The organism is Lederbergia ruris, assembly GCF_018332955.1.
GTDB classification, from domain to species: Bacteria; Bacillota; Bacilli; order Bacillales; family Bacillaceae_C; genus Lederbergia; species Lederbergia ruris.
Genome location: NZ_BORB01000026.1, coordinates 41,836 through 63,148, shown reverse-complemented (window position 1 = coordinate 63,148; position 21,313 = coordinate 41,836). Strand labels below are relative to the sequence as shown.

The following is a 21,313-nucleotide window of genomic DNA, read 5'->3' as shown; positions in this document are numbered from 1 at the left end:
CATTTGCTTGTCGCCCCTGAACAACCGCCTTCCGCTTTTCGTGGCTCACTGTGTTTCCTTTATCTCAGGCCAACAGGATGTTGGTCAGAACGGCGTTGCGCCAGGACGGCGCGATTTTAGCCGTTCAACCTTATTAACCAAGTTTGTACGTCGCTAAACGGGCGCTTGCGCCTTTGGTCCTGGCGAAAATGTCCCTTCTATAAGATGGTACCTAGTCTAATCCCGATAAAGGCGAATAAAATTCCAATCGTATAGGTGATGCCAAGATAGATCACAAGACTTTTCCATTTTTTCTCGGCACGGAGCTGAATACTCTCCAATTTGAATGTGGAAAAAGTCGTAAAGGCTCCCATGAATCCTGTTCCGAAAAGCAACTGTAGCGAATGTGCAAGGTTAGCCCCTATGATCAGACCAAGTAAAAAGGATCCGCTTAAATTTACAATCAGTGTTGCAATCGGAAAAGAGGAAGGATATTTCCCTTTGATCCAATTGCTTACCCCGAAACGGGCGATTGCGCCAAAGAATCCTCCGACTGCAACAAAAAGGATTGATAGCATCATGTACTTGTCTCCCCTTTGCTAGAACCAAATCGATAACCAAGCCACAAAAAAAGTAGTCCGCCCCATAAGCTAAGAAGAATATAAAGCAACGCGATCCCCCACTTGGAATTAATCATTAATTCGACGGTTTCAACACTGAAGGTAGAAAAGGTGGTGAAAGAACCAATCAACCCTGTCCCAAGCGCTGGGATCATGACCGGAGGAAGAAATTTCAGGCGTGGTAAAAGGAGCGTGAACCATCCCAATAGAAAACATCCAACCATATTCGTTGAAAAGGTTGCGAACGGAAAATCATATAACCATACATGTTGAAAGGAAAGGCCGATTAAATAACGTAAAGAAGCCCCGACCATGCCAGCTATTCCTACTGCCACATATTTCACTCTTACACACCTCTTTAATAAATAAAATAAACTCCACCAAAAATCTTTGGTAGGAGTCATTAGCGTTCTGTAGTTTTAGTGAACTCCATCGCCTATCAGAAATATATGAACTATATTTTAGCAAACGCTTCTAGATTTTGCCAAACGAGCAGGAAGAATTCCACTTCTTAAGAGGGGATATATTTAAAACTTATCCAGCTCATATGGTAAAATATTGGAAGGAGGGATGGACTTGATTTACATTGGTGTCACAGGCTGGGGAGACCATGATAGCTTGTACCCAGCCCAAATAAAAGCAAAGGATAAATTAGCGGAATATAGCAGTCATTTTCCCGTTGTGGAGGTAGACGCTTCTTTTTACGCCGTTCAGCCGATTCGGAATGCGGAAAAATGGGTAAGGGAAACACCGGAAAACTTTCGCTTTGTTGTAAAGGCTTATCAAGGGATGACGGGGCATCAGCGCGGGGAAGATGATCCCTTTGAAACGAAAGCGGAGATGTTTCAGGCTTTTAAGGAATCCTTGCAACCTTATCAAGAAGCGAACAAATTAGCGATGGTGTTATTTCAATTTCCTCCTTGGTTTGATTGTCGCAAGGAAAATGTCGATTATTTGCGTTATTGCAAGAAAATGATGGGGGATTTACCGGTTGCATTGGAGTTTAGAAATCAATCGTGGTTCAGCCCCGCATATCGGAACAACACACTAAATTTTATGAAGCAAGAAGGATGGATTCATGCGATTGCTGATGAGCCACAAGCAGGCAATGGATCGATTCCGATCGTACCCATTGTAACGGATCCGAAGATGACGCTCGTGCGCATGCATGGTCGCAATGTCCATGGTTGGAATAAGCCAAATGATACGAATTGGCGGGAAGTCCGCTATTTATTTAAATATAATCGTGAAGAGCTTTTAGAATGGAAAAAACGAATCTTACAGTTGCAAAAAGCGTCGAAGGAAATCATTGTCTTATTTAATAATAATTCGGGTGGGGATGCGGCAGGGAATGCCAAAGAGTTGCAACAGATGTTAGACATTGATTATGAAGGACTGGCTCCTAGACAGATGAACTTATTTTAGCACACCGAAATAAGCAGTCTGATTATAGACTACTTATTTCAGACTCTGACCCAATCATTTTGATCATGACGAGAAAGGGAATGTCGTTTGCCCTGAATAACGTCACAGCTTGAAAGCCTAAATGTCGATAGAGTTTAATGGCTCGCTCGTTGAACCCAGCTACAGTTAAGCGGAAAGCTTTAGGATTTTCTTTCTTTTGTAGGTGCTGAATGATAAAGGAAAGGAATTCTCGCCCAAAGCCCTGCCCCGTCCATTCCGGTTTTAGGCCGAGACCAATATCGATTATTTCATCCGTATTAGGATAAACGCCTTCCTCATGCCCTAAGTGAACTTGGGCAAATCCCCCTGTGCAAAAAAAGCCAATCAATTCATCCTCTTCAAAAACACAGGAATAATGAAGAAGCTCCTGTAATTCCTCTTCTTCGCCTTGTAAATTATAAAGCTCGTATGGGGCTTCATATTTCCATTGCGTGATTTCTCGTGCATAGGCTTCATTCATGGGTTTAACATGCACGGCGTTTCCCCCTTTTAGAAAATGATGGCGTTTTCGCTTGGTTTTATTATGAAATGCTTTGTGCAAATTGTCTAGAGTAAAACGACAGTTCGGACCAAAGAAAAAGGAGGGCTCACCCCTCCACATACTCCATTTTCTTTTGGTCGACTGTGTGTTGTTCTTTTGTTAATCGGAAGAAAGCAATCATGCCTATCAAGGACGTCCCAAATAAGATTGCGCCCATGGGGATCGCCGTTTCTTCATTGATTCCGACAAGAGGAGAGACAAGGGAACCCAGTAATAATGGCAGCATTCCTAGTACCGCACTTGCACTGCCGGCACGATGCCCTTGTTTTTCCATCGCTAATGTAAAGGTGCTGGTCGTAATCATGCCCATTGCAGTCATGTAGATAAAAATGCAGATGACAAGGCTAGCAAGTGGCCCTTTGATCATTGTCATAATCAATAATAGACCTGTTGCCGATACGGCGACGATGACGGCCGTACGAAGCAGTTTCCGTTCATGGATGATACCCCCGAAACGCCCAATGATAAAACTACCCGTGATAATGGCTAATCCATTGATGCCAAAAAGAATACTAAAAACTTGTGGGGAGACCCCATAGATTCCTTGGTAAACAAAGGGCGTGCCAGATACATAGGCAAAACTCCCACCATGGATAAAGCAAACGGTTAATGCATAGCCCATAAAAGACCGATCCTTAAATAAACTTGTGATCGTTCTAACCGATTCCTTCATCGAACTTGGCAAGCGCTTTTCGGGGGGCAATGTTTCCTTTAAACGGCTGGCAATGAGCAGAACGATACAAATCCCAAGGAAACTTAGAAAATAGAAAATCGTATGCCAACTTGCGAAAGGTAAAAGTAAGAGCGCTCCACCTGTCATCGGCGCAATCATCGGTGCTGCGGCATTAATGACCATTAAAAGGGCAAAGAATTTGGTTAATTCTCTACCAGTAAATACATCCCGTACAACGGCACGTGAAAGGACAAGTCCAGCAGAAGCTGTTAGTCCCTGTAATAAGCGCGCTATGACTAAGGTTGTAATATTTGGTGCCAGTGCACAAAGAAGAGAAGAAAGAACAAACAAAGAAATTGAAATTAATAATGGAGTCCTTCTCCCTTTAGCATCACTAATTGGTCCAATCAAGATTTGTCCAACCGCAAAGCCGATCAAACAAGTTGTTAAACTAAGTTGCACAAGCGATGCACTCGCATTGAGGTCACTAGCAATATCGGGAAAACTTGGCAAATACATATCAATATTGAGTGGTCCTAAGATTCCTAGACTACTAAGAAGTAAAACCAATCCAAGCCGTTCTTTTCCTGTTGGATTATGAAGCATTACGGAAAACACCTTTCTACTATGAACTGCAAATAGAGTCAGTATACAGCAGAAAGGAGTGTCTGTCTAAAGGGATCACTTATTTTTTCCCTAGAAAAATCAGAATCGCATCACGAAGCAGTTCAGCCGCTCCTACTCCAACCTTGTCATAATAGGCTTGGAAGCGTTCGTCAGCAACATACATTTCAGCTAGCCCAGCATGGGCTTCTTCGGAATAGTTCGACCATGAATACATGAGCCATTCTTTATGTTTCGCTGCGGCTTCTTGCGCTAAATGGGAGTGCGGATCCCCTAGAGTGAGTGCTTGCTTTAAAAGTTCAAAGAGTTCTTTTTCTAGTGATTGCATAGCGTTGTAGTCCTCTTCCGTCATGTTGCGTAATTTGGCATTAGATGCCTCGATTGTTTGTTCCCCATATTTTTCGCGGATTTCTTCTCCGTACTTTTCTTCATTTTCTTTTATCATTTTTTCTTTAAAAGCGGCGAATTTCTCTTCATTTGTCATTGAATATTCTCCTTTCTCATGGGCGATTGTTTTTTCAATCGTTTGGATCAAATGGTCTAAGTGGATCCGTTTATGCACAAGCCGGTCATAATGTTGCTGTAAAGCCTCCGTTTTATCAAACTGAGGATCCGTCATGATCGACACGATTGTGTCTAAATCAACATCCAATTCGCGAAAAAAACGAATTTGCTGTAAGCGATCAATCTGATCTTGCCCGTATATACGATAGCCGGAGCTATTGATTCTAGCTGGCTTCAGCAAATTAATTTCATCGTAATAACGCAAGGTTCGTGTGCTAACACCAGCTAATTTTGCTAATTCGCTAATAGTGTATTCCATCATTATCACCTCCTGATGAACCCATCATAAACGTTTACGTAACGTCAAGGTCAAGCGGAAATGACATTATTATTTTTATAAATTAAGGAATAATAAGCAGACACTACGAAAATGGAGGACTTTCCATGCCAGAATTACCGGAAATGGAACATTATAAGCTTTTATTACAAGAAAAAATTCAAGGAAAGCCAATCACAGCGGTGGCGATTCAACGTGAAAAATCAATCAATCTGCCAACAGAGGCGTTTATCCAACAAGTGACTATGCAAAAAGTGATCGGGATTGAGCGCCGAGCTAAATATTTAATTTTTTATTTAGAAAATGGCGCTCATTTGCTGCTGCATCTTATGCTGGGTGGCTGGTTATTTTATGGAAAAGCGGAGGAAAAACCGAATCGGACCGTCCAAGTGCAATTAAGTTTTGGTGATCAGCATCTTTATTTTATCGGACTGCGATTGGGTTATTTGCATTATGTAACGACTCACCAGTTGCAGGAAGAACTGCAACATCTTGGTCCGGAATCGCTTGATCCCAACTTTTCCCTTGATACCTTTCTAGATTTGCTGCAAACAAAAAGGGGTGCTTTGAAAACAACGCTGATCTCACAGGAATTTATTGCCGGCATTGGCAATCGCTATTCAGATGAAATCCTCTGGCATGCAAGGTTGTTGCCGAAAAGAAAAGTGACTGAACTGGATCAAGAGCAAAAAGTCCGCTTATTTCAATCCATCCAAACGGTTTTACGTCGGGCGATTCAATTGGGTGGATATATGGACAACCCCTTTTATCAGGGAGATCAAAAAACAGGGGGGGCAATGGGAAGGATGTATGTGCACGGTCAGGAGGGGGAGGCCTGCCCACGCTGCGGTGCATCGATTGTGATGGCTGAAATTTCTTCGCGCAAAACGTTTTATTGCCAAATGTGTCAAAAGTGAAGGAGGAGATCAGTTTGAAATTTGGTTGTCATCTCTCGATAAAACAGGGGTACCTAGGGGCGGCCAAACAGGCTGTGGCAATGAATGCGGCAGCTTTTCAATATTTCCCGAAAAATCCGCGCAGTCTTGGTGTCAAGGATTTTAACAAGGAAGAGGCGGCACAGTGCAAAATGTTTTGCATGGAAAATGACTTAATATCAGTTAGTCATTCTCCTTATCCAAGTCACTTAGTCCCTCATGATGAGCAAAAACGGGAGAAAGTGGTGGATTCTTTGTTGAATGATCTGGATATTGCGGAAGCGTGCGGTTCGATGGGGGTGGTCGTTCATTTTGGCAAGCCGCTCAATCGCGTTGATCCGCTCACAAGTTACCAGATCATGATTCAAATGTTGAATGACATTCTCCAGCACTGGGAAGGAAAAGCGAAACTATTAATTGAAAATAATGCGGGCGTGCCCGGGAGTATGGGGACGACTCTGGAGGAACTTGTCCAAGTCCGTTCGCTCTGTCAATATCCAGAAAAAATTGGTTTTTGCCTCGATACTTGTCATGCTTTTGCATCGGGTTTATGGACAGGAGATAATTGGCAGGAAGTATTGGAAAAAGGACAGGCCCTCGGCTATTTCGAAGAGTTGCAAGTAATTCATTTGAATAACTCTAAATACCCCACACGTCTTGGCAAGGACCGGCATGCCCCGATTTTGGGTGCCGGTTTTATTAAAGAAGATCAATTTGACCAGCTTATCAAAACCCCGCAACTTCAAGACATCCCTTTTATTTTAGAAACCCCCAAAGAAGAATGCCCACATGAACGGGAAATACAGCTTCTGCAGGAAAAATGGGGAAGTGTGGAATAAAGCGTTGATTTATACTAAACTGAGGAGAGAAAAAGAGATGGGGGAGGTTGCATGTTTGAAAAAAAGTAAAAAAGTCCAAAGTGCAGAGCAAGTTTCCACCTTTATCTCCGCCTTCAGATGTCCAATTTGTGGGGCTTCCATGAAGGTTGAGGAGCTTAAAAGCCTTGTGTGCACAGAAAATCATACGTTTGATTTTGCTAAACAAGGATATCTTCATTTGTTGCCTCATTCCATTAAAAGTCAATATGATACAGACTTATTTGTTGCGAGACGTAAGATCATAATGGTAAGTGACTTATATACCTCTTTTCATCAGGTTATGGCTAAGTTGATTCAAAAGCATGTGGATGTTTCTGAAGCTCTTATGATAGATTTAGGTTGTGGAGAAGGTTCTCATTTACAAAAGATTTTAGACGAATCCCTGAATCAGAAGTTTACAGGGATTGGCCTTGATATTTCTAAAGAAGGCGTGATAATGGCCGCCAAACATTACGAACAACCGATTTGGTTAGTCGGAGATTTGGCCTATTCACCGATCGCGGATCAATCGATTGACGTTATTCTTAATATTTTGTCCCCTTCTAATTATCAGGAATTTAAAAGGATTTTAACTCGGAATGGCCTAGTGTTAAAGGTCGTCCCTCGTACAAATTATTTAAAGGAATTACGCGAAGCTTTTTTTGTACAGGACGAAAAAAAGGAGTACAGCAACGCCGATACCATTTCTTTATTTCAAAAGCATTTCCAAGTTTTGGAGAGGTTTCACTTTCATGATACCAAAAAACTTACGAAGGACGAATTAGAGAATTTAGTTAGCATGACCCCGCTTTCATGGTCAGCAGATCCAGAACGAAAGGAAGCGTTTATGAAGCAAGAATCTTGTAACATCACGATTGATTTAGAGATTTTAGTAGGGAAGAACAACATTGAATGAGCGATGTTGTTTGCTCTTTTAAGGAGGGAAAAGGATGACAGAGACTATTTATTACAGTCAAATGGAAACTGAGGACGGGGATGTTTTCCTCGCTACAACCACGCAAGGGCTTTGTTATGTGAGTCCGCAAAATGAAGGTATGCAAGAATTAAAGAGTTGGTTGGAGCGCCATTATCCAGAAGCTCAATTAGTCAAAGATAAGGAAAAACTATCTTTTTACGAGACTCAGCTGCAAGAATTTTTAGATGGAGCACGTGAAGAATTTGCTCTACCCGTTGAATTGATTGGCACAGATTTTCAAAAAGCGGTCTGGACAGAGCTGCGAAACATCCCTTTCGGGGAAATCCATACTTATTCGCAAATTGCGGAAAGGATCGGTAATCCAAAGGCGGTTCGTGCGGTTGGAAGTGCCATCGGGGCCAACCCGCTTCTTTTCGTTGTTCCATGCCACCGAGTCGTGCGGAAAAATGGGGAAATGGGCGGTTTTCGTGGTGGACTTCCGATGAAGGAAAAACTATTGAAGTTGGAAGGACATGGATGATCTTTTTTATGGAAATATAATTAAATTTTACGAAACATTTGCTTTATTTTGAAGTCTATTGTATAGTAAGGCTAATTACATAAAAGTCCGTCCGGGTGCTTGAGGAATCAGGCTGAGATAGTAGCTATTATCCGCTACTGACCGTTAATCTGATCTGGGTAATGCCAGCGTAGAGAGTGATACATTTATCATAGGGCCCTTCTCGTCGTCTGTGCATTTTGAGACGGCTTTTTTGTATTTTCAAAAAAAGAGGGGGTTGAGGAAGGTTGAAAAAATTAAAATTTACGGATTTATTGATTACTGTCATGCTTGGGGTTGTTTTTGGAATTACGATGAAATTCTGGGATGATTTATATACCTTTATTAAGCCAATGCTGCCTATGGCTCGTCAATTAATTTACGGAATGTGGTTTATGGTCGGACCTTTTGCCTTTTTATTAATTCGGAAACCTGGTGTAGCTTTGCTAGCAAGTATTGCAGCTGCAGGTCTTTCCGCTTTTATTGGGCATGGGATCGAGGTCCTTATATACGGATTTATGCAAGGACTGGGAGCTGAATTGTTGTTTGCTGCCTTTCGTTATAAACGTTTTGGCATCATCGTCGCTGGGTTAGCAGGGGTGGCATCCTGTGCGGCTGGCTTCTTTTTAGATTGGTTTTATGGATATGCCAATTTGGAAACTTGGGCCCTGTTTGTAAAGTATGGATTGCGTGTTATTAGTGCGTTCCTATTCACTGGCATATTTGCGTATTACATTGTCAAAGCATTAGAAACAACAGGTGTGACCAATCTTATTCGCCCCGTTGCAAAAGAAGAATATACAGCACTTGATAAATAGGTAGAAAATACAGCTGTTAAAGAGAAACAGGGCTGTAAATCTGGGAGACGATCGATGATTGAACGTTAATAATGTGTCCAGAGCGATTGGGCGCCGAGTTCCAGCCCGTTAAGCGCAGATTTTCGTTAGACTGATAGATTAGAAAAAGGGAGTCGACATATGGAACAGCAACAGGAAACAAAGTCACTTGGTGTCACGAATCTTCGTTTGAAATTTCCCAATGAGCCTTCCTTCATTTTTAAGGATCTGTCTTTCTCCGTTGCACCGGGGGAGAAGGTTTTATTGCTAGGCCCAAGTGGCTGTGGGAAATCAACCTTGCTCCAAGTTTTGAGCGGAATTATACCTGATTCTATTGAAGTTCCCCTGAAATATGATTCGATCCAATTACCTGAATCATGGGGTTTTGTTTTTCAAGATCCAGATACGCAATTTTGTATGCCGTACGTGGATGAAGAGCTCGCTTTTGTATTGGAAAACTTACAGATTCCAAGGAGCGAGATGGATGGACGAATCAAAGAGGTGCTCGCGATGGTGGGATTGCAAGGACTTCCCATCCATACACAGATTCATGATTTATCGCAAGGCATGAAGCAACGATTGGCATTAGCTTCGGTATTATTACTGCAACCAGATGTCCTCTTCCTTGATGAGCCATCTGCCTTGTTAGATCCCGATGGAGTAAGCCAAATTTGGGAATCTGTTCAAGAAGTGGCGGCAGAAAAAACAGTGCTGATTGTGGAGCATAAAATTGACCAGATTGCGGATTGGGTCGATCGCGTCGTGCTTTTTAAGGATAATGGTGAAATTTTGGCAGATGGTCTGCCAGAAAACATTTTTCATTTCTACAAACAGGAACTGATTCAATACGGAATTTGGTATCCGGAGGTTTGGGAAGATTATCTTGCGTCCCCATCCTATTTAAGTTTAAAAAAGGCAAGAGGAGACGAATCCCCGTCTGCTCAACCAATGTTAGAGTTGGAGGAGTTTATCGGCTATCGAGGCAGTGAAGAAAAAATTCACATTCCAAAAGCGGCGGTTATTCCCGGGAGTTGGATTGCCATCATTGGAGAAAATGGCGCGGGAAAAAGTACGTTTCTATTAGCTTTAATGCAATTATTACGTACAACAGGCCAATATGTATTAGAGGGGAAGACAATCCAATGGAAAAAGCGAAAAAAGACATTACCGACAGGTTTATCTCTTGTTTTTCAAAATCCTGAACTTCAGTTTGTGACGAATTCGGTTGTGGATGAGCTCGCCTTTTCAGAGCGATTAAAAGGGGCAGAAGAAGATTCATTACGAAAAAAAGTTCAACAGCTTATGGATATGTTTCAGCTACCTACAAATGAAAAGCGGCATCCTTTTCAGTTATCAATGGGACAAAAGCGGCGATTAAGTGTTGCAACGGCCTTTATGTCAGGGGAAAAAATCTTGTTACTGGATGAACCGACATTTGGGCAAGACGCGAAAAACACCTTTATGATCTTGCGACAGTTGGAGGAGTTACGGAGAGAGGGGACGACGATCATGATGGTGACGCATGATGAGCAGATTGTGGAACATTTTGTCACCGAGGTTTGGACGATTGATCAAGGAGCATTAGTGGATGTTTCCAAACGAATTCCCCAACAGTTTAAGCGAAAGGAGCGATTACATGCAGGAGCTATTTACTCCAGTTAAAGAAACGTGGCTTTATCGTGTGAATCCTGCTGTAAAATTTGTTCTCTTTTTTCTTTTGTTACTCATCGTTCTCTTTCAGCGCAACCTTGCATTTGTTTTTCACTTAACACTTTTATATGGAATCCTTCTATACGGATGGAGCGGCTATTCTTGGAAGAAATTGGGCCTATTTTCCATACCGATGGTTCTTTCTTTTATTTCATCTGCGGTGACGATGACTTTATTTGGAAAAGGAGTGCACGTGTGGTGGACCTGGGGACTTATTAAAATCTCAGAAGAGAGTCTCAATTATGGTTTGTTATTGGGCTGCAAAACCCTTTGCTTTGGGATCATTAGTTTAACATTCTTATTAACCACCCGGCCGATCATGCTGTTTTATGCTCTGATGCAGCAATGCAAGCTTGCGCCAAAGTATGCCTATAGCTTTATTGCTTCCGTCCGGTTGTTGCCGATGATAGTGGATGAATTAAGGACTCGCTCAGATGCCTTAAAGGTAAGGGGCGTTCATTTTTCAAAGGGGATAAAAGGAGGATTAGCGCGTTTGCGCCTTTACATGATCCCCTTATTTGCTCAAAGCATCCGGCGTGCCCAAAGAGTCGCTGTTGCGATGGAAGCGAAAAGATTTCAAATGAGTGCAAAGCGAACATATTATTATCCTACTGTTTATACAAAAGTGGATATTGTATTTCTTACAGCTGTTGCCATCTCATTGTTCTCAGCTTATTTTTTAATGGGAATGATCCCGTACAAATCTCTGACAAAATGGCTACTCCCGGCGTTACCACTGTAAACTACAAGCAGGAGTGTGCATTTTTTTGTGGATGGTGGCTATATACAGTCTTTCCACATTTGTATTCATTGGCAATCAATATTAAAATGAATACAGATGTTTTAGAGGATGTTCAAAAAGGGAGGATCAAAAGCTACATTCGCGACCTTCTGTTTATCCTCCTTTTTGAACCCGCAGTTTAGGAAAATGAGGTGGAAAGACGATGATTACATTAAAAACAGAAAGAGAAATACAGTTAATGCATGAAGCAGGTAAACTGTTGGCTGCTTGTCATAAAGAGATTGCGAAGTTAATTAAGCCAGGAGTTACGACAACAGAAATAGATCAGTTTGTGGAGAAGTTTTTGGCGGACCATGGAGCCACTCCTGAACAAAAGGGGTATAAGGGATATCAATACGCCACTTGCGCGTCTGTCAATGATGAAATCTGTCATGGTTTCCCACGTGAAACCCCCCTTAAAGAAGGAGACATTGTGACCATTGACATGGTGGTGAATCTTAATGGCGCCTTAGCTGATTCAGCATGGAGTTATGCAGTTGGGGAAGTCTCTGAAAAGACGAAGAAGTTATTAGAAGTGACTAAAAATGCCTTAAATAAAGGAATTGAACAGGCTGTGATTGGCAATCGTGTGGGTGATATTGGTCATGCGATTCAGTCTTACGTAGAGCCACAAGGATTTTCCGTTGTTCGAGAATTTACCGGGCATGGAATTGGTCCGACTTTACACGAAGCGCCGCAAATTCTTCATTATGGTCCAGCGGGGAAAGGTTTGCGCTTAAAAGAAGGCATGGTCATCACAATTGAGCCAATGGTCAATGAAGGTGTCTGGCAATCCAAAATGGATAATAACGGTTGGACAGCAAGGACAATGGATGGAAAACGCTCTGCCCAATATGAACACACATTAGCAATCACAAAAAATGGTCCTTTAATCCTCACAGAACAATAAGTGAAAAAAAGTCACATAGCAGCTACATCAAGCTCTATGTGACCTTTTTGTTTGTTTTTGGTGAATTTCGGTTACATAGGGTGATTCTTAACGCCCGGAATGAGATGAAATCTTCAAAAGTGGTCATATAAAGCGATTCAAAGTGCCCAAAATGGAGGAGGAAATTGGAAAGTGGTCATATAAGCGGGTTCAAAATACCCGAAATAAAAGAGAATCTCCAAAGTGGTCATATAGGTAAGTTAGGAAATTTAAATACGCTTTCCGGTTTCGTTTAAAACCACAAAAGCAGCCGCTATGACGGACTGCTTTTTAGACTTTTTTACTCGGTTAAAATCATGACGTCATGCGCATCAATGGATACGGTTCCTTTGACTGTTTCTCCGGTGAGGAGATTGCGTTTTTGGGCGCTTCCCAATTCGAATTGGCTTGTTGTATCGTTATGGTTCATAACAAATAAATAAGTTTGATCTGCTTTTACCCTTTGGGAAACTTCCACACTAGGATCGGAAGCTAGGAGCGGTTTTATTTCTTTGTCCATACATAGATCCGCCATGAAATCCTGTAAGAATTTGCTATCGGGACTGGAGGCAATGTACCACGCTTCCCCTGCGCCGAATTTATTTTTGGTCACTACTGGCATCCCTTTGTAGAAATCATCTCCATATTCAGCGACAACCTCTGCTCCTTCAGGGTGGATGAGATCGAAGAGAATATTACATGGGTATTCTCCCTCTAAATGGTCGGTTTTCTCTTTGATGATGATGCGATTATACACATCTGGATGAAGAGCATCAATTTCTTCCGACCAAATGCCCAATAGCTTTCTCAGTTTTCCCGGATAGCCGCCTGTTGTCACGAGATCGTGTTCATCGACAATGCCACTAAAGAAGGTCGTCACAAAAGTACCACCGTCGGCGACGAATTTTTCTAGTTTTTCATGATAATTCCCTTTGACCATGTATAGAACAGGGGCAATGACAAGGTCATATTTGGATAAATCTTCGTCAACACCAATCATATCGACCTGAATGTTCTGTTGATAAAGGGCATCATAATATTTATGGACTTCCTTCACATAATCTAATGCTACGGATGGACCACTTGTTAAATCAATGCCCCAACGGTTTTCCAAATCAAAGACAATCGCTGTTTTCGCTTCCACGCGGGCATCAATGATGTGATCAGAAAGTTGTCCTAATTCTTTTCCTAAAGCAGCTGTTTCCCGGAAAACACGGGTATGCTCATGACCAACATGTTCGATCACAGCCCCATGAAATTTCTCTGTTGCCCCAATGGAACGACGTAATTGGAAAAACAGCACCGTATCAGCTCCGCGTGCAACCGCCTGATAGCTCCATAATCTCATCACACCTGGACGCTTAAGAGAATTATAGGCTTGCCAATTTTGTTGACTTGGTGTTTGTTCCATCAGCATGAAAGGCTTGCCACTTTTGAGCGATCTCATCAGATCATGCGTCATCGCTGTCATGCTGATGGGCGTGTCAATGGAAGGGTAATTATCCCACGAAACAACATCCATTTCTTTACCCCATTTGAAATAATCTAATTCTGGATAAAGCCCCATTAAATTTGTGGTAATCGGAATATCTGGAGTATGCTTACGAATGGCATCCCTTTCAATTTTAAAACATTCTAGTAAACTATCAGATTGGAAACGGCGATAGTCAAGAGAGATTCCCTGAAAGTTGGTACGGTTTCCATCCCATTCTTCACTCAAGGCGTTCGGTGGAACAATTTCATCCCAATCGTAAAAAGTATGGCCCCAAAACGCGGTATTCCAAGATTGATTCACCGCTTCAATCGACTGATAGTGTTCCTTTAGCCAATGACGGAAAGATTCCGTACAGTTATCACAATAGCAATATCCACCATATTCATTATTCACATGCCAAACCAAAACGGCCGGATGATCCTTATATCGTTCAGCTAGTTTTTCCGCCATTCTTTCTGAGTACTTGCGAAAGGTTGGGCTATTCGGGCAAGAGTTATGCCTTCCTCCAAACTTTCGCTTCCTGCCATTGTAATCCACCCGTAATACATCCGGGTACTTTTTGGCCATCCAGGCAGGATGTGCAGCAGTACTTGTTCCTAAACAAGTATAAATCCCGTTTTTATACAGGCGGTCAATTGTCGCATCTAATGCGGAAAAATCATATGTATCTTCATCGGGTTGATTGCGTGCCCAAGCAAAAACATTCAAAGTCGCAACATCTATCCCTGCTAATTGAAACATGCGAACGTCTTCATTCCAGACTTCTTCCTGCCATTGTTCAGGGTTATAATCTCCCCCATACCAAATCTTTGGTAATTTTTGATTTATCATGCCATTCCACCTCTTTCCTATTTTAACCACATCTTAGCGGTTTCATCTGAATCCGTCAACGAGAAAATCGAAACGTTTGGATTGAAAGTGGTCATTTTAAATTAAAAAACACAAAATCATCCACTTTACTGCCTTAAAATCACTAATTTTGAATGATTTTTAAACTAATTTGTTGTGTATTTATTAAAGAATGCCTGTGCTAACATTAATAGTAATAATGTATGAAAACGTTTTGAATAACGGTGTTCGGGGAAAGTGTTGCCTCCATTTTGTTTGGAGATGCGGTTCCCTCCGGAATATTAAAAATGGACATGATAAAGACATTCGACAATTATCGGCCATTTTCATTTATAATATAAGGGGAGTGGCTGGAGGTGCTTTTAATGGAAGGACCTGTGTCAATCAATCTCTCCAATTAAAAGAAATGGAAGCGTCTATCATTTAAGAAATATGGTTTTGGTGTATTGGAGAGGATCATCTGAAGTCTCTGTGTCAGTGGGACTTAGTTAATTCAACATTGGGATAGGGTGAAGGCAGTGAACTACCTGAGTCAATTAACTCGGAGTTTTACCAATCGTAAGGTAAAGATAAAATTATTAGGAATCTACTTAGCTGTAACTGTTATTCCTATCCTCCTGATTGGATTTTACCTCAACTATAGCATGAGAAATGTTGTCCTTAATAATACGATTAATGAAGTGGATGCGAATGTCGATAAGCTAGAAATGAGATTAAACACTATCTTAGATCGTGCCATTAATATCTCAGACCAAATTTATATTAGTGACGATTTAAAGAAAGTCCTAGAGCAGGAATACGACAATAATCTTCAAATTTATAATGCCTATGCATCCTATCCGATTTTTAATAACTATTTACGCTATTACAATGAAATTGAAAATATTCGCTTTTACATGACAAAGGAAATGATTACGAATTCACAATTTGTCTATGCGGATCAAGAGACGAGAAATCAGGCTTGGTATCAAAAGGCGATCGAGCGACAAGGAAGAATTTCTTGGGAGTATATGCAGGACAAATGGACGAAGGAGTCTTATCTTACATTAACCAGATCTGTCTATGGAAATAATCGCGAATTATTAGGCGTATTAGCGATTGCAATTTCGCCCGATAATCTGACATCTATATCGAAAAGTGAGTTATTTGATGTGTTCGTCTCATTAGATAGTGAAAAAATCGTTCATAGCAAGGATCCGCGTTATTTAGGAGAACATCCTTCTTTTATCAAAAAAGCGGATATCCAAGATCAAGAATCGATTATTTATGATACGGAATTTAAGCAAGAAAACTATAAAATCTATTTGCGTTCTTTTAAGCCTAGCAAAACATTAGCAAACCAAATCCAAATTACTGCTTTAATTCCGATTGAAGATGTGATTAAAGACTCGAGGAAAGTTTTATATAATGGCTTTTTGATTGTTACAATTTGTTTGATTGTCTCGATCACACTGATTGGTCTCTTTATCAAATCATTCGATAAACGAATTTATCAACTGCGAGATGCCATGAATAATATCGCCAAGGGAAATTTCGATATTAAAGATCGAAAATTAGGCGGTGATGAAATTGGACAGGCGTATGAAGATTTAGTTGTGACAGCGGATAGTATTAAGGAATTAATCAATGAAGTGTATATTCATAAAATCAATGAAGAACAATGGAAGAGAAGACAAAAAGAGTCTGAATTTAAAATGTTAGCCAGCCAAATCAATCCCCATTTTCTTTATAATACGTTAGAAATGATTCGCATGAAGGCGCTAATTAATCAAGATCAAGAGGTAGCTAGAAGTGTGATGTTGCTTAGTCAAATGATGCGTTCTAGTTTAGAAGTTTCCGAGCAACCGATTTTATTAGAATCGGAACTGAAACTCATCAAAACATATTTAGAAATTCAAAAAATGCGTTTTGGTGATAAAGTGAATTTTAGTGTTGCGGTCGAATGTGATATTCAAGACTATTATATTTTCCCATTACTTCTGCAACCAATTGTTGAAAACGCCATTATCCACGGGATCGATCGAGAAATGGAAACGAGTATGATCGAAATTAATGTGTATAGAACGGCTGACAACCTTGTAATCGAAGTGAAGGATAATGGGGTAGGCATCGCGCCTGAGAGATTGATGTTATTAAAGAACGCCTTAGATGCATCAGAAGATACTGCCCAACAAAGTAGTGGGATTGGCATGAATAATGTCAATAAAAGGATTAAATTATACTATGGTGAAGCTTATGGAGTTGACATAGCGAGTGAGTATGGGATTGGTACGGTTGTCACATTGTTCTTACCTTCAGAGAAAGGACCGGATTCAGATGCGGAAATTATTGATCATTGATGATGAGCCCATTATCCAAGAAGGTTTAAAACATGTTATCCCATGGTCTGAGTATGGTTATGAAATTTGTGATGTAGGGACTAACGGACGAGATGGTTTACATAAAATTCGTTTACATCAGCCAGATATAGTCATGCTTGATATTCGCATGCCCGGTTTGTCTGGTATAGATATTGTGAGTCAGCTCAAGAAAGAAAATTTTAAGACTAAATTTATCATTTTAACCGCCTATTCTAGTTTTTCCTATGCAAAAAAACTAATGGGCCTAGGGATTGAACATTATTTACTAAAACCAGTAGTGGAAACAGAGTTAATAGAGGTGCTTGAAAAAATTGACCAGGAACGGATAGAGGAACAGAGGTTACAAGAGCAACTGGCTTCTTATAATCAATTGCATGAAGAACGAACATTGAGGGCCTTGTTGGAGGGGAAGCGTGAGCATTTTTCTGACTCATTACTAAAAAAGTTAATCGGGAAGGAATTACAATTTGTTCGGATTTATGGTGATTTACAACAGCGCACAGATCAATGGCTGATGGAAAGAGTTGCCGAAAATGATCAGCATATCAAATGGATTAGGAAAGACAGTTTTGACCACTTGCTGTTTATTCAAAAAGATTCCTCTTTTGCAAAGCGATTTATAACGAAACTGAGAAAGAGAGTTCGAGAAAATAGTGGACAAGGGATTGTTTTAATGGTCGCAGATCCGGTTGACCATCCGGAAAAATTATCGACCGCTTATCGGCAAATCAAAGAATTAATGCATCTGCATTTCTGCTTTAGTGAACGGGAAATCTTACATTATCAACAGTTTACAACGGTTCCAGAAGTAGTGAAGAAACCAGATGAGGAAGATAGTAGAAAAAAGCTCTATCATTATATAGAGTTCGGAGATCAGCAAAATATTAAGAAAATCGTAGCTGATCTGGAAGATTATTACCGAGCTAGCCGCTTTTCAAAAGATAGAATCAAAGTGGAAATCTTCGAGTGGTGTGTATCACTCCTTGATTTGATTCAGAAAAACTATCCAGATGTAGATCCGATTGATAAGGATATTTGGGCAAATGAAATAAATCATCAACCCCATCTTCAAGCGATTATGCAATGGATTGTGAAGGAGCTATTATTCATCAGTGAATCGATTCATGGGGAATATCCGACAAAAGGACACATCGTCGATAAGGTGAAAGAATATATTCATTTTTATTATAGTGAAGATATCAACTTAAAATATGTGGCAGATTTATTTCATTACAATAGTGCTTATTTAGGAAAACTATTTAAAAAGGAAACCGGAGAGTATTTTAATGTTTATTTGCATCAAGTAAGAATTAATAAAGCAAAGGAATTATTAGTGCTTGATAAATATAAAGTCAATGAGGTTTCTAGGTTAGTTGGATATTCCAATGCTGATTATTTTTACAAAAATTTTAAACAGTATGAAGGGATGAGTCCGAAGGAATACCAAATGAACCAACGAAAAGAAATCAACAGCTAACGAAGAGGGATAAGTATGGCTAAACCTGTGACAGACAGACCAGCATATATGATCATGAAGTATCTGTATTATTTTTTTATGACCAATCTTTATTTTATTTTATGCAATTTACTATTTTTTATCGTGTTTTACTTAGCCGATTTTGTGTTTGAAAATATTTTATTGTTTTATATAACGTCGATTCCGATGGGACCAGCGATGACAGCTGTTCTTTCATCAATGGGCAAATTAGTGAGGGAGAAAGACATTCAGGTTACGAGGGATTTTTTTAAAGCGTATAAACTCAACTTTTGGCCAACGATGAAATACTGGTTGATTCAGTTAACGATTTTATTCATTTTGGCGATTGATATCGGTTACTCTACGAATCACGGTAATATTTTTTCCCCTGTATTTTTTATCCTAATGATCGTCTGTGTGTTTATTATGATTTATGCTTTTCCAATTATTTCAAGATTTGAAGTGAAATTGAAAAATCTGTTTATCATTTCAATCTATTCCAATTTCAAATTTTTTAAAGCAACTTTTTTAAACTTTACAAGTATCATCGCTTTTGCCATTATTTATTGGTATTTCCCAAGTATAAGCTTTTTATTTTCGATCAGCTTAATCGGCTATTTTGTGATGTTAAATTTACAACAACCATTAAGAGAATTAGAGATGAAAATGTCTAAAGGATAGGCAGATGGAGGAACGACCTTGCGAAGACTTAATATGAAAACAATCAGTCTATTCCTAATCATGATCCTCGTGATCGGCACGCTGCTTGCCATATTCAGTAACAAGGAAGAGCAGCCAGTGGAGCAAGCTTCTCAGGAATCAGAAGAGAAGGGAGAGCAAACGCAGGACAAGCAGCAAGCCCAGCCAGTTCTTTCGCTTAAAGCGGATCAGGTGCGTCGTATGACGCTACAAAATGGGAAAAAGATGATTGAACTTGTGCCAGACTCCCCTTATTCAGAGGAAGAAGTTCGGACCAATTTGAGTGGCTGGTATATACATCAACCTTATCAGAATGTCTATAGTGTCAAGTACAATCCGCTTGTCGACATGTTGTATGGAATAGAAGAATTAGCATGGGAAGAAATCATTGGCGAGGAAGCAAACCTTGAAAAGTATGGATTAAAAAAACCGGATATGAAGTTAACTTTTGAATCGGAAGAAGGGGAGGAAACCATCCTTATTGGTGATCAGGCCGGGGATGATAAGCGTTATGCAAAAGTAAGTGACAGTGAGCAAATTGGAACGATTGCGGATCGCGCTTTACTGCCTTACGAATTACAAGCGTTTGACCTGGTCGAGAAGTTTGTCAAAATCATTGCGATTGATGTATTGGCGCAATTGCAAATCCATGTTGGAGATGAGGAGTTTTTAATTAAAATTGACCATCCAATTGAACAGGAAGATCAAGATTCCCCACTCTTTTTTATCAATGATCAAGCAGTAGAGGAAGATATTTTTAGAAATTTATATAAGGATATTGCCGGACTATCCGTGGATGACACTGTAAATGATGCGACTTATCATAATCCTGAAGCGACGATGATTTATACGATTTTTAATCAGGAGCAAAAGAAGAAAAAGGAGGTAAAAGTGGAACTAGTTTCTTATGATAAGCAAAATTTTGCTGTATTTTTGAATGGAAAAGCTGATTTTTTACTGAAAAAATCAGACTTTGAAAATATGCTCAAAAAGATCAAGCAAGTATAACGCAGGAAGCATTCGATTTTTACGTACAAACGTGAAAATCGAATGCTTCTTTCTATTTTTACGATAAAAATAGAATCGTATGTCTAATTTTTACAGGAAATTTACACTTTTTTATTGGGTATAAAGGGAAAACGATTTCAGATAACATTATAGATAAGGAATGAATAGTTAGTTTTTTTGTAAATGAGGGGGGAAAGGTGTGGCAAAAACAGCTATAGATTTAAAGGGAAAAACAAATAGGCCATTAAACAATACTTGGAAAAAAATGAAAGGTCAAAAGGCGTTAATTTTAATGTCTTTTCCATTTGTCATTTGGTTAATCGTTTTCAAGTATATACCTCTCGCTGGATGGACGATGGCTTTTCAGGATTATTCACCCGCTAAAGGCCTTTTTGACCAAGAGTGGGTTGGACTAAAACATTTTAAAGTCCTTTTCAAAGAGGATTTATTTTATCAGGCTTTGACGAACACGTTAGGGATGGGGGTTTTAGGTCTCGTTTTTGGGACGCTTACATCCATCGGCTTTGCTTTATTAATCAATGAAGTAAGGTTAATTAAATTTAAGAAATTAACGCAAACGATTTCTTATTTACCCCATTTTGTTTCGTGGGTCATCGTGGCGAATATTGTCACAACGATGTTAGCTCCAGAAGGAGTTGTGAACAATTTATTAATGGCCACAAATATCATTGATAAACCGATTGGCTTTATGTCCAATCCAAATATGTTTTGGGGCATCGTGACGGCGGCTGACGTCTGGAAGGAAACCGGTTGGAATGCGATCATTTATTTAGCGGCGATGACGGGTGTAGATCCGCAATTGTATGAGGCGGCAAAAGTGGATGGGGCAAGTCGCTGGAAGCAAATGTGGCATATTACATTACCAAGTATTCGACCAGTCATTATCGTCTTGTTAATTCTAAATATTGGTAACCTGATTAATATCGGTTTCGAAAAACAAATGTTATTAGGAAATAATATTGTTGCAGAAAAAGCATTAGTGATTGATTTGTATGCGTTAAATTACGGGATCGGGATGTTCCGATATTCCTTTGGTACAGCGATTGGAATTTTCAAATCGGTCATTAGCGTGATTTTAATCGTCATTTTTAATAATCTTGCCAAGAAAACAGGGGATGGCGGAATCTATTAAGACAAGGA

At 40.0% G+C, this 21,313-nt stretch carries 20 protein-coding genes and 2 riboswitches; of the genes, 14 read left to right on the top strand and 6 right to left on the bottom strand.

All coding sequences use genetic code 11. The annotated features are described in order from the left end of the window. Positions 1 to 197: 197 nt before the first annotated feature. On the bottom strand, positions 198 to 557 hold the full coding sequence (gene crcB / locus KI363_RS14425; RefSeq protein WP_212966768.1) for a fluoride efflux transporter CrcB: 360 nt from the start codon (positions 555 to 557) through the stop codon (positions 198 to 200). After that, on the bottom strand, positions 557 to 943 hold the full coding sequence (crcB, locus tag KI363_RS14420) for a fluoride efflux transporter CrcB (RefSeq protein WP_212966764.1): 387 nt from the start codon (positions 941 to 943) through the stop codon (positions 557 to 559). Before crcB (KI363_RS14420) ends, crcB (KI363_RS14425) begins: the two co-directional genes overlap by 1 nt. Before the next feature lie 43 nt (positions 944 to 986). After that, a riboswitch (Fluoride riboswitch) is annotated at positions 987 to 1,045 on the bottom strand. A gap of 124 nt (positions 1,046 to 1,169) precedes the next feature. Between crcB (KI363_RS14420) and KI363_RS14415 the strand changes: the two genes are divergently transcribed. Further along, a complete protein-coding gene (locus KI363_RS14415) occupies positions 1,170 to 2,024 on the top strand; it encodes a DUF72 domain-containing protein (protein ID WP_212966763.1) in 855 nt (284 codons plus the stop codon). A 22-nt stretch (positions 2,025 to 2,046) separates the two neighbouring features. On the opposite strand, the gene KI363_RS14410 is transcribed toward KI363_RS14415, so the two are convergent. The 3 genes from KI363_RS14410 to KI363_RS14400 form a co-directional block, all read right to left on the bottom strand. Continuing rightward, entirely contained in the window at positions 2,047 to 2,538 is a 492-nt protein-coding gene (locus KI363_RS14410) for a GNAT family N-acetyltransferase (RefSeq protein WP_246516883.1), read from the bottom strand. A gap of 112 nt (positions 2,539 to 2,650) precedes the next feature. Beyond that, the gene (locus tag KI363_RS14405; protein ID WP_212966762.1) at positions 2,651 to 3,883 is read right to left on the bottom strand and encodes a Bcr/CflA family efflux MFS transporter; all 1,233 of its coding nucleotides are present in this window, start codon (positions 3,881 to 3,883) and stop codon (positions 2,651 to 2,653) included. A gap of 79 nt (positions 3,884 to 3,962) precedes the next feature. Next, positions 3,963 to 4,724, bottom strand: coding sequence for a MerR family transcriptional regulator (locus tag KI363_RS14400; RefSeq protein ID WP_212966761.1), 762 nt, complete (start codon positions 4,722 to 4,724; stop codon positions 3,963 to 3,965). A 125-nt stretch (positions 4,725 to 4,849) separates the two neighbouring features. Here KI363_RS14400 and mutM point away from each other — a divergent pair, with 125 nt between their 5' ends. The 8 genes from mutM to map all read left to right on the top strand — a co-directional run bounded on the left by mutM (position 4,850) and on the right by map (position 12,246). Next, the gene (mutM, locus tag KI363_RS14395; protein WP_212966760.1) at positions 4,850 to 5,659 is read left to right on the top strand and encodes a DNA-formamidopyrimidine glycosylase; all 810 of its coding nucleotides are present in this window, start codon (positions 4,850 to 4,852) and stop codon (positions 5,657 to 5,659) included. Between the two features lie 14 nt (positions 5,660 to 5,673). Beyond that, positions 5,674 to 6,516 carry a deoxyribonuclease IV gene (locus tag KI363_RS14390; protein ID WP_212966759.1) on the top strand — a complete coding sequence of 281 codons (843 nt, stop codon included), beginning with the start codon at positions 5,674 to 5,676 and terminating at the stop codon, positions 6,514 to 6,516. Between the two features lie 55 nt (positions 6,517 to 6,571). After that, positions 6,572 to 7,450, top strand: coding sequence for a putative RNA methyltransferase (locus KI363_RS14385; protein WP_246516882.1), 879 nt, complete (start codon positions 6,572 to 6,574; stop codon positions 7,448 to 7,450). A 34-nt stretch (positions 7,451 to 7,484) separates the two neighbouring features. After that, positions 7,485 to 7,991, top strand: coding sequence for a methylated-DNA--[protein]-cysteine S-methyltransferase (locus KI363_RS14380; protein WP_212966757.1), 507 nt, complete (start codon positions 7,485 to 7,487; stop codon positions 7,989 to 7,991). 81 nt (positions 7,992 to 8,072) lie between these two features. Next, positions 8,073 to 8,184: riboswitch (TPP riboswitch) on the top strand. A gap of 73 nt (positions 8,185 to 8,257) precedes the next feature. Further along, positions 8,258 to 8,827 (top strand): ECF transporter S component, encoded by a 570-nt coding sequence (locus KI363_RS14375; protein ID WP_281414137.1) that lies wholly within the window; start codon positions 8,258 to 8,260, stop codon positions 8,825 to 8,827. Positions 8,828 to 8,986: 159 nt separating this feature from the next. Beyond that, positions 8,987 to 10,507, top strand: coding sequence for an ABC transporter ATP-binding protein (locus tag KI363_RS14370; protein WP_212966756.1), 1,521 nt, complete (start codon positions 8,987 to 8,989; stop codon positions 10,505 to 10,507). Continuing rightward, entirely contained in the window at positions 10,482 to 11,297 is an 816-nt protein-coding gene (locus KI363_RS14365) for an energy-coupling factor transporter transmembrane component T family protein (RefSeq protein ID WP_212966755.1), read from the top strand. The genes KI363_RS14370 and KI363_RS14365 overlap by 26 nt, the downstream gene beginning before the upstream one ends. A 202-nt stretch (positions 11,298 to 11,499) precedes the next feature. Next, positions 11,500 to 12,246 (top strand): type I methionyl aminopeptidase, encoded by a 747-nt coding sequence (gene map, locus KI363_RS14360; RefSeq protein ID WP_212966754.1) that lies wholly within the window; start codon positions 11,500 to 11,502, stop codon positions 12,244 to 12,246. 319 nt (positions 12,247 to 12,565) lie between these two features. Here map and KI363_RS14355 read toward each other — a convergent pair whose 3' ends face one another. Further along, positions 12,566 to 14,590 carry a beta-galactosidase gene (locus KI363_RS14355; protein ID WP_212966753.1) on the bottom strand — a complete coding sequence of 675 codons (2,025 nt, stop codon included), beginning with the start codon at positions 14,588 to 14,590 and terminating at the stop codon, positions 12,566 to 12,568. Positions 14,591 to 15,126: 536 nt separating this feature from the next. Between KI363_RS14355 and KI363_RS14350 the strand changes: the two genes are divergently transcribed. The 5 genes from KI363_RS14350 (at position 15,127) to KI363_RS14330 (ending at position 21,305) form a co-directional block, all read left to right on the top strand. Next, positions 15,127 to 16,947 carry a sensor histidine kinase gene (locus KI363_RS14350; RefSeq protein ID WP_246516881.1) on the top strand — a complete coding sequence of 607 codons (1,821 nt, stop codon included), beginning with the start codon at positions 15,127 to 15,129 and terminating at the stop codon, positions 16,945 to 16,947. Further along, entirely contained in the window at positions 16,925 to 18,445 is a 1,521-nt protein-coding gene (locus KI363_RS14345; protein WP_212966752.1) for a response regulator transcription factor, read from the top strand. The genes KI363_RS14350 and KI363_RS14345 overlap by 23 nt, the downstream gene beginning before the upstream one ends. 15 nt (positions 18,446 to 18,460) lie before the next feature. After that, positions 18,461 to 19,126, top strand: a complete 666-nt coding sequence (locus KI363_RS14340; protein ID WP_212966751.1) for a YesL family protein — start codon at positions 18,461 to 18,463, stop codon at positions 19,124 to 19,126. Between the two features lie 18 nt (positions 19,127 to 19,144). Further along, complete coding sequence (locus KI363_RS14335) at positions 19,145 to 20,152, top strand: DUF4340 domain-containing protein (protein WP_212966750.1); 1,008 nt, start codon at positions 19,145 to 19,147, stop codon at positions 20,150 to 20,152. A 265-nt stretch (positions 20,153 to 20,417) separates the two neighbouring features. Continuing rightward, positions 20,418 to 21,305 (top strand): ABC transporter permease, encoded by an 888-nt coding sequence (locus KI363_RS14330; RefSeq protein ID WP_158324109.1) that lies wholly within the window; start codon positions 20,418 to 20,420, stop codon positions 21,303 to 21,305. The last annotated feature ends 8 nt before the right edge of the window (positions 21,306 to 21,313 follow it).